12 protein-coding genes and 3 pseudogenes are annotated in these 13,270 nt (G+C 65.9%); 6 read left to right on the top strand and 9 right to left on the bottom strand.

The window, feature by feature from the left end; translation table 11 throughout:
* Positions 1 to 171 precede the first annotated feature (171 nt).
* Positions 172 to 1,521, bottom strand: coding sequence for an HNH endonuclease signature motif containing protein (locus tag E3O49_RS11905; protein WP_134451679.1), 1,350 nt, complete (start codon positions 1,519 to 1,521; stop codon positions 172 to 174).
* A gap of 192 nt (positions 1,522 to 1,713) precedes the next feature.
* Between E3O49_RS11905 and E3O49_RS11910 the strand changes: the two genes are divergently transcribed.
* Positions 1,714 to 2,640: an aldo/keto reductase gene (locus E3O49_RS11910; RefSeq protein WP_134451681.1), complete on the top strand. Its 927-nt coding sequence runs from the start codon at positions 1,714 to 1,716 to the stop codon at positions 2,638 to 2,640.
* On the opposite strand, the gene E3O49_RS11915 is transcribed toward E3O49_RS11910, so the two are convergent.
* The 5 genes from E3O49_RS11915 to E3O49_RS11935 form a co-directional block, all read right to left on the bottom strand.
* Positions 2,612 to 3,262, bottom strand: a complete 651-nt coding sequence (locus E3O49_RS11915) for a GlgX family protein (RefSeq protein WP_134451682.1) — start codon at positions 3,260 to 3,262, stop codon at positions 2,612 to 2,614. The genes E3O49_RS11910 and E3O49_RS11915 overlap by 29 nt on opposite strands.
* Before the next feature lie 103 nt (positions 3,263 to 3,365).
* On the bottom strand, positions 3,366 to 3,956 hold the full coding sequence (locus E3O49_RS11920) for a DUF3618 domain-containing protein (protein ID WP_134368056.1): 591 nt from the start codon (positions 3,954 to 3,956) through the stop codon (positions 3,366 to 3,368).
* Complete coding sequence (locus E3O49_RS11925; RefSeq protein ID WP_134405661.1) at positions 3,953 to 4,369, bottom strand: phage holin family protein; 417 nt, start codon at positions 4,367 to 4,369, stop codon at positions 3,953 to 3,955. Before E3O49_RS11925 ends, E3O49_RS11920 begins: the two co-directional genes overlap by 4 nt.
* Positions 4,366 to 5,118 (bottom strand): hypothetical protein, encoded by a 753-nt coding sequence (locus E3O49_RS16610; RefSeq protein WP_160141107.1) that lies wholly within the window; start codon positions 5,116 to 5,118, stop codon positions 4,366 to 4,368. Before E3O49_RS16610 ends, E3O49_RS11925 begins: the two co-directional genes overlap by 4 nt.
* A 244-nt stretch (positions 5,119 to 5,362) precedes the next feature.
* Complete coding sequence (locus tag E3O49_RS11935; protein ID WP_134368054.1) at positions 5,363 to 6,736, bottom strand: serine hydrolase domain-containing protein; 1,374 nt, start codon at positions 6,734 to 6,736, stop codon at positions 5,363 to 5,365.
* Positions 6,737 to 6,981: 245 nt separating this feature from the next.
* On the opposite strand from E3O49_RS11935, the gene E3O49_RS11940 reads away from it, so the two are divergent.
* Positions 6,982 to 7,386 carry a hypothetical protein gene (locus tag E3O49_RS11940; protein ID WP_134368053.1) on the top strand — a complete coding sequence of 135 codons (405 nt, stop codon included), beginning with the start codon at positions 6,982 to 6,984 and terminating at the stop codon, positions 7,384 to 7,386.
* Between the two features lie 306 nt (positions 7,387 to 7,692).
* Here E3O49_RS11940 and E3O49_RS11945 read toward each other — a convergent pair whose 3' ends face one another.
* The gene (locus E3O49_RS11945; protein WP_160141108.1) at positions 7,693 to 8,382 is read right to left on the bottom strand and encodes a DUF4386 domain-containing protein; all 690 of its coding nucleotides are present in this window, start codon (positions 8,380 to 8,382) and stop codon (positions 7,693 to 7,695) included.
* Between the two features lie 112 nt (positions 8,383 to 8,494).
* A complete protein-coding gene (locus E3O49_RS11950) occupies positions 8,495 to 8,938 on the bottom strand; it encodes a hypothetical protein (RefSeq protein WP_134405401.1) in 444 nt (147 codons plus the stop codon).
* Between the two features lie 234 nt (positions 8,939 to 9,172).
* On the opposite strand from E3O49_RS11950, the gene E3O49_RS11955 reads away from it, so the two are divergent.
* Complete coding sequence (locus E3O49_RS11955; protein WP_198416902.1) at positions 9,173 to 9,652, top strand: hypothetical protein; 480 nt, start codon at positions 9,173 to 9,175, stop codon at positions 9,650 to 9,652.
* Positions 9,653 to 9,765: 113 nt separating this feature from the next.
* On the opposite strand, the gene E3O49_RS11960 is transcribed toward E3O49_RS11955, so the two are convergent.
* Complete coding sequence (locus tag E3O49_RS11960) at positions 9,766 to 10,410, bottom strand: DUF4190 domain-containing protein (protein WP_134451684.1); 645 nt, start codon at positions 10,408 to 10,410, stop codon at positions 9,766 to 9,768.
* A 67-nt stretch (positions 10,411 to 10,477) separates the two neighbouring features.
* Here E3O49_RS11960 and E3O49_RS11965 point away from each other — a divergent pair.
* The 3 pseudogenes from E3O49_RS11965 to E3O49_RS11975 all read left to right on the top strand — a co-directional run.
* Positions 10,478 to 11,404: pseudogene (locus E3O49_RS11965) on the top strand (ATP-binding cassette domain-containing protein); the annotation flags it as partial.
* A gap of 104 nt (positions 11,405 to 11,508) precedes the next feature.
* Positions 11,509 to 12,228: pseudogene (locus E3O49_RS11970) on the top strand (ABC transporter permease); the annotation flags it as partial.
* Between the two features lie 37 nt (positions 12,229 to 12,265).
* Positions 12,266 to 13,267 (top strand): annotated as a pseudogene (locus tag E3O49_RS11975) (glycine betaine ABC transporter substrate-binding protein).
* Positions 13,268 to 13,270 lie beyond the last annotated feature (3 nt).

Consider the following 13,270-nt stretch of genomic DNA (forward strand, 5'->3'; position numbering starts at 1 on the left):
CCCGATGGGACATCCGTCGGGCCCGGTGCTGGGCCCGAGAGTGAATCAGCGCGACAGCGCTACTCCGGTGCTGGGCCCGAGAGTGAATCAGCGCGACAGCGCTACTGATGTGCTGTCGCTTCACTGTCTCGGTGTCCATCTCGGTGTGCCCAATAGAGCTCGGCGTGCCCCTCAGAACGGTGGGGGTTCGTCCGACTCCGGCGGCCGCGTCTTCGCGTCGGCCGGCCGCACCTGCTCCGGTGGTGGCCCAGCCTTCGATCTTCGCCACCTTTCCGGCGGGCGGATGATCGTGACCGGTTCGCTGATGAACCTGCGCCCGGTCGGGGATGTCCACTCGAGTGTGCCGTCCGGTAGGTGCACGTAGCTCCATCGCGTCTCCGACTTCAGCGCGTGGTCGGCCGGACACAGGTGCGCGAGATTGTCGTGCGCGGTCAGCCCCTCGAACTGCCAGTCCAGGGTATGGTCGAGGTCGCAGTGCGCTGCCGCCCGCCGGCAACCCGGCCACCGGCAGGTCGCATCTCGCACCCTCAAATACCGTTTCAGGTCTTTCGGCACCTTGTACCGGGTGCGGCCCACCGACAGCACCGCCCCGGTCTCGGGATGGGTCAGGATGCGGATGAAACTCGGGGCCCGCGCCGCGATCTCCCTGGCCGTATCCGGGTCGATCGGCCCGTACCCCTCGAGCTCGCCGGGCTCCTCGGAGTGGCCGAGGAGCGTCATCACCGGGACGGTGACATGCACGGTGCCGCGGATTCCCCTGCCGACGCCCGACGCGGTGACCCCGTCGAGGATGAGGTCCGCGAACGTGTCCGCGCGCAGCTGAGTCAACGTGCGTTTCTCGCCCGGGCCCTGCGAACTCAACGCAGTCACCGTGAGCCGGTCGTACCCGGCCTTCACCTTCTCCGCGGAGTCGTACCAGTGCAGCGAGGCCATCCCATCGGGCTCCGGCTCGAAGAAGACTCTGCGGTCGGCCACGGACTTCTGATGCCGGGCCCTGATCGATTCCGGGTGCAGCCGTTCCCGCAGCACCCGGGCCCGGTGTTTGAGGTTCGAGACGGTCAGGTGGGGTGCCGACTTCAGCAGGGCCTGCTCGAACCCGGCCAGCGCCTCGGCTGGGAGGGACCAGGCCTGATTGATCAGCGCCTGCGCGTGCCGGTAGGTGATCGCCCCGTTCTGCAGGGCTGCCCGGGTGCCCGGCAGTTCGTTCATGAGGGTGTGGCTCTCGGCGATCAGGGTCTCCGCCGACCGCACCGGCAACCGCAGCGTGCAGGCCAGCTCGGTCACGAACTCCCGCTCGGCGATCATCGCGGCGTCCCACCCGGCGCGGGGCACCCGCGCGGCCAGCGAGAGTGCCGCCGGGTCCCGGGCGGCGTCCCGCACCACCGCCTCGGCGAACCGCCGTGCCTGATCGACCTGCTCGGCGAGGCGAGCGTCCACCCGGGCGGCCTCCGCCTGCGTCTCCCGGATCGCGTCGAAATGACGACCCAGGGTCTCCATCTGCTCCACAACTGAGGGCTTCATGAGACACACGATACGGGCACCCACCGACATTCAACGGCCCAAACGGGCACCCACCAGTGCCCTGTGGAGAACCTGATCAAACGCTATTTGTGGAGGGGCCGCGCGCCTCCGGAACCGGTCTAAGCGACGCTGGGCTTGGGGACCCTCAAAGCGTCCGCGCCGCGGGAATTCGAAGTAAGGCAGGATGGATTGATGAAGATCTACAACCCTCCACGCACGAACCTGCAAGCATCCAATGTCATTCTCGGCTTGATGAGGATCTCGGAACTGGGGGATGAGGAGATCCGCACTCTCGTCGGCACCGCTCGGGATGCCGGCATCAACTTCTTCGACCACGCCGATATTTACGGTGGGGCCCACGGGTGTGAAAAGCGGTTCGGTGACGCGGTCACGTTCACGGACGCAGAGCGTGAGTCGGTCATCATCCAGTCCAAGGTCGGCATCCGGCAGGGCTTCTTCGATTTCTCCAGGGAACACATCCTCCGCTCGGTCGACGAGTCCCTCGCGGCGCTGAACCTCGACTACCTGGACATCCTGCTGCTGCACCGTCCGGACACCCTGGTCGAGCCCGAGGAGGTCGCTTCGGCGTTCGACGCCCTGCACGCCGCGGGGAAGGTGCGCAACTTCGGCGTCTCCAACCAGACGCCTGGGGTGATCGAACTTCTGAAGCGATCAGTCAACCAGCCGCTCGCCTTCAACCAGGTGCAGCTGAGCATCACCCACGCGCCGTTGATCTCCCAGGGAGTCGCCGCCAACATGGCAGGGCTGGAACAGTCCGTTGTTCGGGACAACGGGCTCCTCGAGTACAGCAGACTGAACGACATCACCCTGCAGGCCTGGTCGCCGTTCCAGAGCGGCAGCTTCGACGGTGTGTTCGTGGGCGACCGGGAGCATTACGGCCCGCTCAATGACGCGCTCGAGGAAATCGCCGCCGCCCACGGCGTCACGCCCACGGGGATCGCTGTCGCCTGGATCACCAGGCACCCGGCCAACATTCAGGTGGTCCTGGGCACGACCAAGCCCGCGCGAGTGGTGGAGTCCGCCGCCGGGTCCGATATCCCGCTCAGCCGTGAGGAGTGGTACCGCCTCTTCACGGCCGCGGGACACGCCCTCCCGTAAGGCCCGATCTCCAGGCCCGGGAACGAAGCAGGGTGAAGGACCCATCTCTCACGGGGAGCGTGCTCCCGGAGGATGACACCCTCTGACCTGGATCGCTGGAGGTGGCGAGTTCCCATTCCTGGTTGGGAGAGGAGGGAATGGTGAACTCCACCTCCTTCGGGCCGGCGTTAAGCAGGGACGCAAACGCGTCCGCGCCGACGTGCTCCAGAATGAAGGCCATCGCCTGGGCGTCCACGTCATCCCAGTCCGCGTCACTGAACTTTTCGGCATCCGCTTGCAAGACCCGCACTGTGTCGCCCGTGCCGGCATCGGGGGACTGCCGGAACCAGTTGGGGCGCAGGGCCGGATTTTCTTGGCGCAGCGTGAGGAGGTCACGCGTGAAGGCAAGCATCTCGTGGTCGACCGCATCCCAGTCGAACCAGGAGATTTCGTTGTCCTGGCAGCAGTCGTTGTTGTCGTCGCCCTGGCTGCGGCCTGGTTCGTCGCCGCCGAGGATCATGGGCAGGCCCGCCGAGAACAGCATTGTGGCCATCAGGTTACGGTGCATCAGGTCGTGGCGGTCGTTGACGTCGGCGTCGCCGTCCTGCCGAGTGAGCGTCGTGGCCAGGAGAGAGGGGGTCATCGGTTCCTTTCCAGGGACAGCACGAGGTGCAAACGAGGTGAAACCCGGCGGCCGGTCAGACCCAACTGCGTGAGCGGGTCGACCGTGCCGCCGGGAGCCGGCGCTAATGGCCCGGGGTCTGCCCCGCGTGCTTTGCTTCGTCGCGCACCTCGCTGACGGCGTCGGTGGTCTCGGATTTGACGGTGGCTGCCGCATCCGTGGCCGTGTCCTTCACGGCATCCGCGGCATCGGTGAGCGGCTGCTTGAGGTGCTCGCCGACCTGCTTTGCGGCGTCGGTCACTTCCTGCACCAGCGGCTCAGCGGCTTCGGTGACCTTGCCGGCGATTCGCTTCTCCGTGGTGCTCGCGGGGACCATCGACGACGCCAGCCAGCCGACCCCGAAGGCGATCAGGCCGATGGCCAGGGGGTTGCCCTTCGCTTTCTGTGCGGCGTGGTGTGCTGCGTCGGAGGCGTCGTCGGCGAGGCCGCTCAGCGAATCGCCCGCGTCGGAGGCGGAACCCATCAACTTGTCTTTCACAGAGCCCACGGCTCCTTTCACTTTGTCGGTCTGGCGTTGCATGATTTTGCCCGGCGTGACCTTGTCGGCCAGGGCGTCGACGTCGCTGCCGAGTTCGCGGCGCGTGATTTCGATCTCGGCGCGGAGGACGTCCGGGTCGGTGCTGGTGCTGGTGCTGGGAGAAATGTCGGTGCTCATCGGTTTTCCTCATTTCGTTTGAGTGCGTCTGGAATGTGCTTCAAAGAATCGACGGTGCGTGGCGCGCCCTGAACGGTATTGAGTTCTTTGCGGCCCAGGACATATAGCACGGCGGCCACGATTCCCCAGACCAGGGCGACGATGAACGCCGCCCAGGCGATGTCCATGACCTGGCCGAGTCCCCACCAGGCCGCGAGCGAGAGGAAGAGAACGGTGAGATGGCCGGCATAGCCCGCGCCCCCGAGCAGGCCGGCTCCCTTGCCCGCGCGGGTGGCGGACTGGCGCACTTCCGCCTTCGCGAGCGCGACCTCCTGGCGCATGAGTGTGGACACGTCACGGGTGACCTCGGTGAGCAGGTCACCCAGGGAGGTTTCGGCGGCCTTGACCTCGGACGGGGTGTGCAGGTCGGTCATCGCGGCATCCCACCGAGGTCGGGGTTGGTGGAGTACTCGGAGTTGGATCCGTACGCGGGAGTGGCGGTGTAGTCGGGGTTGGTGACGGCGTATCCGGGGGTCGCGGCGGCGTAACCGGGCGTGACCTTGGACTCGCGGGTGGGCTCCTCGGCAGAGTCCTTGGACTCCTCGATCACCCCGCGCGTCAGCCGTCCGGCGAGGACACCCGCTACGGCGGCGATGGCAATAAAGGTTCCGGGCTTGCGCCGGGCGTAGTTCTTCACCTCGCCGAGGAGGGAGCCCGGGTCGCGCTGGTCCAGCCAGTCTGCGATCCCGGCGGCTCGCGTGGCGGCCTGCTGGGCGAGGTCGCTGGCCACTCCCTGGGTTTCGGATTTCCCGGCCATCGCGCCGAACTCGTCGCCGAGTGAACGGATGCCTGAGGCTACCCGCTTCTGCTGGGCTGCGGCCTGGTCGGCGAGTTCCGACTGGGTTTCGCGGTAGAGGTCCTTGGCCTGCTTCTTGGTCTCAGAGCCGACCTTATGAATCTCTTCCTTGGTGACGCCGGCGACGTGCTGACCGGCGGCGACCGATGTGTCCTTGACATCGGCGGCCCGGTCTCCGACGGTGGGGCTCTGGTCCGCTGTGACGGGGGCGACGTTGCTGTCGAGGCGGCTGGACTCTACGGTGTCCGTGTTGAAGGTGCTCTCTCTGGCCGTGTTGAAGTCAAATCCGGCGGCACCGGGGGCAAATGTTGGATCGGCGTTGGACATGGCTCTCCTTCGAAATGTGGACGGGCCCGTCGACGATGACCGACGGCATTCCCGGGTGGCATTCATCATGATTCGGCGCCGGGAGGCAGCGCAAGCAAGCTGAGAAAACTCGCGAATCTTGCCAGAATGCGTGACGAAATGGGAGAAATCCCGTCATTAAAGATTGTCTTCCAGCGCCGTCGGAAAGCGCCCGCAAGAGGCCCAGCGCTAGCTCCGCGTCGGGAGGCTGCGGCCCAGCAATCGGCTAGCGGCTGACCAGGCGAGTGTGGGGCAGGTCCCCGAACGCAACGTTCTGTTCGATGTCGAGGGTTAACGCGTCAGTCCCGAAGTCGAGTGTGTACGTGCGCGAGAACGGTGTGCCCACGTTGTGCGCCCGCACGACCAGGGTTTTGGGGGAGACCCACGCGCCGCTGGCCAGCACCCGGGCATCACCGGATGCCACCCACTCGCCGTGACCGAATGCTATCGGTCGCGCCGTGCCGCCACGGATGATCGTGAGCAGACCCGGCTCGAGAGTGGCCGCGGTCACTTCCGCATCATCGAAGTTGAAGCGGATGCCCGCCACCCGGGCAGCCGTCGGTGACGTGCGCTCCCCGATGACGGTCGGCAGGGTGAGGGACGCCAGCGTTCCGGCGAGACCGGTCTTCAGTTCGGGGATCGGGTGGTCGGTGAAGGCGGGCAGCAGGTGTTCCCAGACGAGATCGAGGGCGCGTTGCGCGGTCGGGAGCGCCGAGGTCAGCGTGATCACGGCATCCGTTTCTGGAAGCACGAGGCAGAACTGGCCGAAGGCCCCGTCGGCGCGGTAGCCCGTCGGCCGGTTCCGCCAGAACTGGTAGCCGTAGCCCTCCCGTCCGTCGACATCGTGCTCGGTGCCCGACGTGTCCACCTGCGTGGAGGTGGCCTCGTCGATCCACTCCGCCGCGACGAGTCGCGTGCCGTTCCACTCGCCTCGCTGCAGAAGCAGCTGGCCGAAGGTCGCGAGCTGCTCGGTCGTGATGGAGAGCCCCCAACCGCCGGCGTCGATTCCGCGCGGGCAGGTCTGCCAGGTGGCGCTGACGATGCCGAGCGGGTCGAACAACCGAGGGGTGAGGTAGTCGAACAGGCGCTCACCGGTGAGTCGCTGGAGGATCGCCGAGAGCAGGTAGCTCGCCCCGCTGTTGTAGACGTAGTGGCTGCCCGGCGCGAACTCGAGGGGCTGGGTGAGGATGGTGCGGGCCCAGTTGTCGCCGTGAGAGTCGTCGGCGAGCGACACAGTGTCGGTCGGATGCCCCGTGGTCATGGTGAGCAGGTGGCGCACGCTCAGCGCGGCCAGGTGCGGGTCGATCTGCGCGGGCAGGTCATCGGGGAGCAGGTCGACGACGAGGTCGTCGAGCGTCAGCCGGCCCTCGCCGATGGCGAGCCCGATGGCGGTCGAGGTGAAGCTCTTGCTCACCGAGAACATAAGGTGCGGATGCTGCGCCGCGTAGGGATGCCACCAGCCCTCGGCCACGACGCGGCCGTGTCGAACGACCATGAGGCTGTGCAGGCTCTCGAGCTGCTCCGCCGCGGCGACGAAATCGAGAATGGCCTGGGAAGACATTCCCTCGGCTTCAGGGGTGCTGCGGGGGAGCGGGGTCATGGTTCAATTCTGCCGGGTCCAGGTGATGTGAGCGAGCACCCTGCCGGGCCTGCGCGCCGGTGCGTCCGTGCCTCACACGCTACCGCCGTCAGGGGTACTGGGTCACCCTTCAACCCTTGTGGAGGTGAACCGAAGTCGGTAGTGTCCGTTCACGCCGTTGAGCGACCAGGCGGTGACTTGCGCGTAAGGAGGACGATGGTGTCCGAACGTACGGAACGACTCTCGCACGCGTCCCACGGCGTGCGATGAAAACCGTTGTGTTGTCTGTCGCCGGCATCCTCTCGGGTGCTCTCTTCTACGCGCTACTTGGTTTCTCGGAAGGAGGGTGGGCGGGACTGTTCTCCGGAGCCGCGCTGCTCAGTGTGCTGCCGCGAATGGCCCTTACGATCCTCGTATTTGGTGTCCTACTTCTGGGCGGTCTGATGCTTCCGCGTGCCTTCGCCGTTGGAGTGACGATCGGAATGATGGCATGTTTTCTCGTGGGGCTCGGGCTTCTTTTCGGCAACCCGGAGACGTACACCCTCGGAGACCCATACCAGCTGTACCTGCTTAGCCGCGGTCCGCGGAACCCATTCATTTGGTTTGCATTCCTCACCGCGGGATTCGCGTTAGTAGCTCATATAAGCAACGAACGCCCCGCCAGCGTTTGAAGCTCTTGGGAATCAATCACCACTTCAGCCGGCGGTGACACGAGCCGGGCGACAACCCAATTCCCTCTTCCATGTTGTCCTCGTGCCGGTGAGTAGAGATTTGCGCTTCTGGGCGGAACTTCTCAGCGGCTGGGTCACGGCTATCACCGTTCACGCAGATCGACATGCTGATACCGATCATCCTGCGCTGAGGCGCGGTCACTGTCGACGAGGCTGACGATATCGCGCAGCAACGCAGCGACAAGGAATGCGACCAAGGAACGACGGTGTGAGCCGCAGGCCATCCGTCGTCGTCGTCCTGCATCGTCAGTCGGGCAGATCCTCCTCGGCGTCGACGACCTTCACGGCCATGATGAGCAGCCACAGCGCCAGTCCGACCTCGGCGATGAACCCCACGGCGAACGACGGGTAGCTGATCGCGGGGTAGTCCGGCAGCAGCAGTGCCTGAAGGAACCAGATGATGACACCGACCCCATCGACGATCAGAATGACCCCGAGGAATTTCGGAAGGAACCCCGACTTGAACACGAGATAGCCAAGCGGGAACAGCCATGTGCCGAAGAACAGCTGGGCCGTAGCGAAGGCCGTCTTGTAGACGTCGATCGACAAATACGCCGACGCCTCCAGTTGCGCAGCTGAGTAGGCCTGAAGGTGACCGGCCCCATCCTGCTGCAGGAGAGCGGAAATGAGTGGAATCATGCTGGCGCATTGGATGCCGACGCCCACCGCGTTGAGCAGGAGGAAGAGCAGCGCCAGATGCCCGTTGACAGGTCGGAGCAGAACGTACAAGCCCCAGGCGGCCGCGAGGAAGAAGACGGCCGACAAATACGCGATGACAAGGGCGAGCCGAAAGGACAAGGGGTTCGTGGCGATCGACTCGTTGACCTGCTCGGCCCCGCCCATGCCGATGTGGCCGACCAACCCGGCAAGCAGCGAGGCCAGCACGAACGCCAGGTAGAAGGCACCCGTGAGGCGGGCTACGGTGCGCGGCGCCATGTCATTGACTTTTCCCGCTGGCATCCCACTCATCTCCTGTTTCGACCGAGTCGCGTTGCTGATCGGCAGGGTAGCAGCCGTCCCTCTGCTGGGGAACCGGAAGAACTCGAGGTCACTCCCTCGCGGGCCCGTAGAGCCTGCCGTAGAGAAGGCCGATGACAACTCCGAGAGCCGCGATCCTGATCACGTTGAACAGCGCCGCGATCAGGAAGTACCGCCAGGCGTCAGGCGTCGGGGTGAGTAGCTTGGCGGGGACTTCGACGAGTGCGGTGACGGCGACCAGGGCGGTGAGGCTCAGCAGCAATGACTTGAGAACAGGACTCTGCGTGGGCAGCCGGTCGTAGAAGCGAACCAGGGAATAGCTGACACCGAATCCCAGAACCATGCCACCGAACATGGCTTCCAGCAGCATCGGCACGTAGGCAATCGAAAGCGCGGCCCTGTACTCCGCGGCGATGGGGGTCAGCGAGATCGCGAAGTTGGCGGCCCAGAATGCCAGGCCTCCAGCGACCGCCGGGATCGACGCCCTCCTCCAGGTTCGCACTGGTCGGGTCATCGCCTTCCTCTCGTTTCAAAACTCCGATGCGCTGCTCTGACCTGCCGAACTCGTTTTCACATTAGCCACGTTGACTGGTTTCGAGCACCTCCCCGGGATTGGGCGTGTGGACTGGGCCGCCCGCAGAGTTGTGGGCTTCCCTTCGGTGGCGCTAGATCGGCAGCGGAGAGCTGCCGCGATCGTGTCGGAGTCGCGCTGATATGGTTGGGTCGCTCAGCAACGAAGGAGATCGCATTGAACCGAACCCAGGCAAAAGTCCTGTTCACAGCTGCAGCAGCTCTTGCGCTCCTCGGAGGCAGCCTTGCCGGGTGCGCTGCAGTTCCTGACTCAGAGGCCGCCAGCTCTTCACAGTCGCCAAAGGTCTCGGAAGCTCCTGCTCCGGAGATGCCTGCCGACCTCACCGGCGAGTGGATGTCGACCAATTCAGGGTCCGAGGACAGCTATCAGTCCGCCACGATTGATTCGGGCTCGATCAAAATCAACTGGGTCAGCGACGGTGGCAATACAAAGGCCCTCTATTGGGCTGGCAGTTACGAGGCTCCGACCGAGTCAGGTGTTTACTCCTGGGACTCGCAGAATGACACAGAGAAGACTTCGGGCGCGATGCTCGCCTCAAGCGACCCGATCAAAACGTTCTCGTATAACGACAAGGTCATCAGCTACGACGTCTCAGCGATGGGCGTAACCAAGACAGTCACACTCGAACGCAAATAATTCGGGCTGTGCCACGGACGAGCTGCACGAGCCGCGCTCGGCGGGGAGCGCAAGCAGAAATGAGGAACGCCGCCCACACGACGGTGTGAACGGCGTTCAATCGTGCTCGGTTCTTACTGGGCGGCGTAGAAGAAGTCCTCGCCGAAGATCGGCTTCACCGTCCATGTGCCTATCGCCACATCGGCGGACGGGACCTCGATGACGACGTTGCCGGTGGCCGTGGCTCCCGGGTACAGGTCGTTGGTCGCGCTCAGCTCGTTCGGGCCCATAGCAATGTGGTCGAACACCTGGTGGGTCGTGCCCGCGGCGCTGACGAAGCTGAATGTGAGGTCGAAGGCCGGGTTGCCGGTCTCCGTGCCGACGTATTTGACGGTGACCGGGACCATCGCCCACTGGCTACCGGCGGCAGGCGCGTCGTTAAACTGGTTCTCCGCTGCCATCGCCGCGTTCGCGTCGAGGGTCGACGCGTTCAACGTCACCTCCCATGCGGGGACGCCCGCGTTCTTGACGACAACCGTTGTGCCAAGGGGTGCCGGGTTCTCCCGGGTGCCGACCGCCGCGCTGTCGGCAGCGGGCGCGTCCGCAGCGGGCGCGTCCGCGGCGGGCGCCTCGGCGACCGGTTTGGTGCTGACGGAGTCCGCGACCGCGGCCGCGAACCCGGCGATGTACACGACGGCCATGATGACAGAAAGGATGATGGCGACGACGGAAATGACGAGCCCGGCGATCGCGGTGGTCCGCGCGCGCTTCTGAAGCACAGCGACGAGGCCGAGGACAGCGCCGACGAGCGCGAGGAGGCCCGAGCCGTAGTTGATGAAGGGGATGAAGGCGCCGATGACGGCCCGCGTCGACGAACTCCTCGAGCTCGTCTCCCTCGACCCCGCGCTCTACCGCGACCGGTACCCCAAGGAGCTCTCCGGTGGCCAGCAGCAACGCGTCGGCGTGGCGCGCGCCCTCGCGGCAGACCCGCCCGTGCTCCTCATGGACGAGCCCTTCGGCGCCGTCGACCCGATCACCCGCCTTCGCCTGCAGGACGAGCTGATCAACATCCAGGAAGAACTGCAGAAGACCATCGTCTGCGTCACCCACGACTTTGACGAGGCCGTCAAGCTCGGCGACTGGATCGCCACCTTCAACGAGGGCGCCCAGCTGGAGCAGTACGACACCCCGGAACGCATCCTCGGTGACCCGGCCAGCGAGTTCGTCGAAAACTTCATCGGGTCTGGCGCCGGCCTCAAACAGCTCACCCTGACCCGGGTGGCGGAGGTCGGCCTCAGCGACGCCGTCGTGGGAACTCCCGGCGAACGGGCAGCGGATGTCCTGACCCGCGTCGTCGAGGCCGGCCAGGGGCACGCGGTCATCGTCGATGAGCGTCGCCGTCCCGTCCAAAGGCTCTCCCGGCGCAAGCTCGGCCGCCTCGAGGTCATCGGCAACGTTCCCGACCCGAAACTCCCGGTCGTCGGCTACCGTGCCACGCTCAATGACGCGCTCGACACGATGCTCGTCTCCAGCGCCGGGGCCGCGCTCGTCACCGGCCGCCGCGAGATGTTCAAGGGCGTTATCGACGTGCAGACCGTGATGGACGCCATCACCCGGTCACAGACCGCTGCGGTGCTCGAGTCAGATCAGGCGCCCATCGGCCTGAACACGGGACTGTTCCAGGCGCAGGCGGCTGCCGCGGAGGCCGACCTGAGCGAGACCGACAGCAGCGATTCCGAAAGCAGCGGCGCTGACGCGCGGGCCGCTCAGTGAGTACCACAACCCTGAAGACGGATGCCGACAGTGTCGGCGACGACTTCGCCGTCACGCCCGACGACGCGTCCGCGCAGGCTGCACCGGTCAGCCGTGCCCGCGCCGTGTGGCATTCCTGGCGGGGACTGGTCTACCAGCTGGCCGGCATCCTGCTCGCGTTCCTCACGCTCCTGATCTGGCTGCTGACGGCCAACCTCTCGCCGATCGAGCTCACCACCCTCGCCCCGGCCGCGCTCTGGGTCTACACCGTGGGGCACATCCAGCTCACCCTGCTCGCCGCGGTGATCGTGTTGGTCATCGCGATTCCTCTGGGGATCGCCCTGACCCGCAGGCCCCTGCGGTTTCTGACCGCTCCGGTGCTCGCGATCGCCAACGTCGGGCAGGCCGCCCCCGCGATCGGAGTCGTCGTGCTGCTCGCGTTCTGGGTCGGTTTCGGCTTCTGGGCCGCGACGTTGAGCCTCGTGCTCTACGCGGTGCTCCCCGTGCTGCGCAACACCATGGTCGGGCTGCAGCAGGTCGATGCCCGCCTGGTCGAGGCCGGACGTGGCATGGGCATGAGCTCCGCAGCCGTGCTGTTTCGCGTGGAACTCCCGCTCGCCGTTCCGGTCATGCTGTCGGGAGTGCGCACCGCCCTCGTTCTGTTGGTGGGCACCGCAGCCCCGGCCACGTTCGTCAACGGCGGTGGGCTCGGCATCCTCATCATCACGGGCGTCAATCTCAGCCTCACCCCCGTGCTCGTCACCGGAGCCCTGCTCGTGGCTCTCCTCGCCCTGCTCATCGACTGGGTCGGCCGCGTTGTCGAACACGTTGCCCGCCCGAAGGGGACTCTAGATGTACCGTTCCTCTCCTCGCGCCCGCCGCATGCCCCTCGGCCGCTGGGGTCTGGCAGCCGGTGTGCTCGCCCTGTCCGCCGTCGCCCTGACCGGCTGCGGCCTGAAACCGTCGACCTCGTACGTGCCCGCGGTTGGTCCCGGATCGATCACCCCGCTCGACGGTGCCGAGGGCGTCGAACTCACGGTCACGTCCAAGAGCTTCACGGAGCAGCTGCTGCTCGGCAAGATTGCGGTGCTCGCCGGGACCGCGGCGGGATTCGACGTCACCGACCTGAGCAATCTGCCCGGCAGCCAGCCGACCCGCGAACTAATCCTCTCCGGTCAGGCCGACGTGCTCTGGGAATACACCGGGACCGCGTGGCTGACCTACCTCGGTCAGGCCGAGGCGATCGCCGATCAGGGCGAAATGTGGCAGGCCGTGCACGACCGGGACATCGAGAACGGCCTCACCTGGGGCACGCCGGCACCCATGAACAACACTTTCGCCCTGGCTGTGCGCAGTGAGGCGGTCGCCGAGCTGGGCGGTATCACGACCATGTCCCAACTGGCGGCGTTGCCGGTCGAAGACCGCACGTTCTGCGTCGAGTCCGAATTCAACTCCCGGCCGGACGGCATGAATCCCATTCTCAAGCGCTACGGACTGGAACGCGGGGCCGCCGACGGCGTGCCCGACGGCAACATCGGCATCTAAGACACCGGTGCGATCTACAGCGCGACCGACGACGACGACGGAGCCTGCAACTTCGGCGAGGTCTTCACGACGGACGGCCGCCTCGACGCACTCGACCTCGTCGTTCTGACCGACGACCTCGCGTTTTTCCCTGCATACAACGTGGCGCCGGTCTTCTTCACTGAGACGATCGAGGCCAACCCCGGCCTGGAGGAGATCTTCGCCGAGATTTCACCCCGGCTCACCGACGAGGTGCTGCGCGGCCTGAACCGACAGATCGACGTCGACGGCGCGGAACCCGCCGATGTGGCCTACGCCTGGATGGTCGAGGAGGGTTTCTTCACCGACCCGACCGAGTAGGCT

This window comes from Cryobacterium shii (assembly GCF_004402595.1).
Taxonomy (GTDB): Bacteria; Actinomycetota; Actinomycetes; order Actinomycetales; family Microbacteriaceae; genus Cryobacterium; species Cryobacterium shii.

Coding starts and splice junctions, on each gene's coding strand:
- E3O49_RS11905 (WP_134451679.1), bottom strand. CDS start 1,521: ATGAAGCCCTCAGTTGTGGAGCAGATGGAGACCCTGGGTCGTCATTTC.
- E3O49_RS11910 (WP_134451681.1), top strand. CDS start 1,714: ATGAAGATCTACAACCCTCCACGCACGAACCTGCAAGCATCCAATGTC.
- E3O49_RS11915 (WP_134451682.1), bottom strand. CDS start 3,262: ATGACCCCCTCTCTCCTGGCCACGACGCTCACTCGGCAGGACGGCGAC.
- E3O49_RS11920 (WP_134368056.1), bottom strand. CDS start 3,956: ATGAGCACCGACATTTCTCCCAGCACCAGCACCAGCACCGACCCGGAC.
- E3O49_RS11925 (WP_134405661.1), bottom strand. CDS start 4,369: ATGACCGACCTGCACACCCCGTCCGAGGTCAAGGCCGCCGAAACCTCC.
- E3O49_RS16610 (WP_160141107.1), bottom strand. CDS start 5,118: ATGTCCAACGCCGATCCAACATTTGCCCCCGGTGCCGCCGGATTTGAC.
- E3O49_RS11935 (WP_134368054.1), bottom strand. CDS start 6,736: ATGACCCCGCTCCCCCGCAGCACCCCTGAAGCCGAGGGAATGTCTTCC.
- E3O49_RS11940 (WP_134368053.1), top strand. CDS start 6,982: ATGAAAACCGTTGTGTTGTCTGTCGCCGGCATCCTCTCGGGTGCTCTC.
- E3O49_RS11945 (WP_160141108.1), bottom strand. CDS start 8,382: ATGGCGCCGCGCACCGTAGCCCGCCTCACGGGTGCCTTCTACCTGGCG.
- E3O49_RS11950 (WP_134405401.1), bottom strand. CDS start 8,938: ATGACCCGACCAGTGCGAACCTGGAGGAGGGCGTCGATCCCGGCGGTC.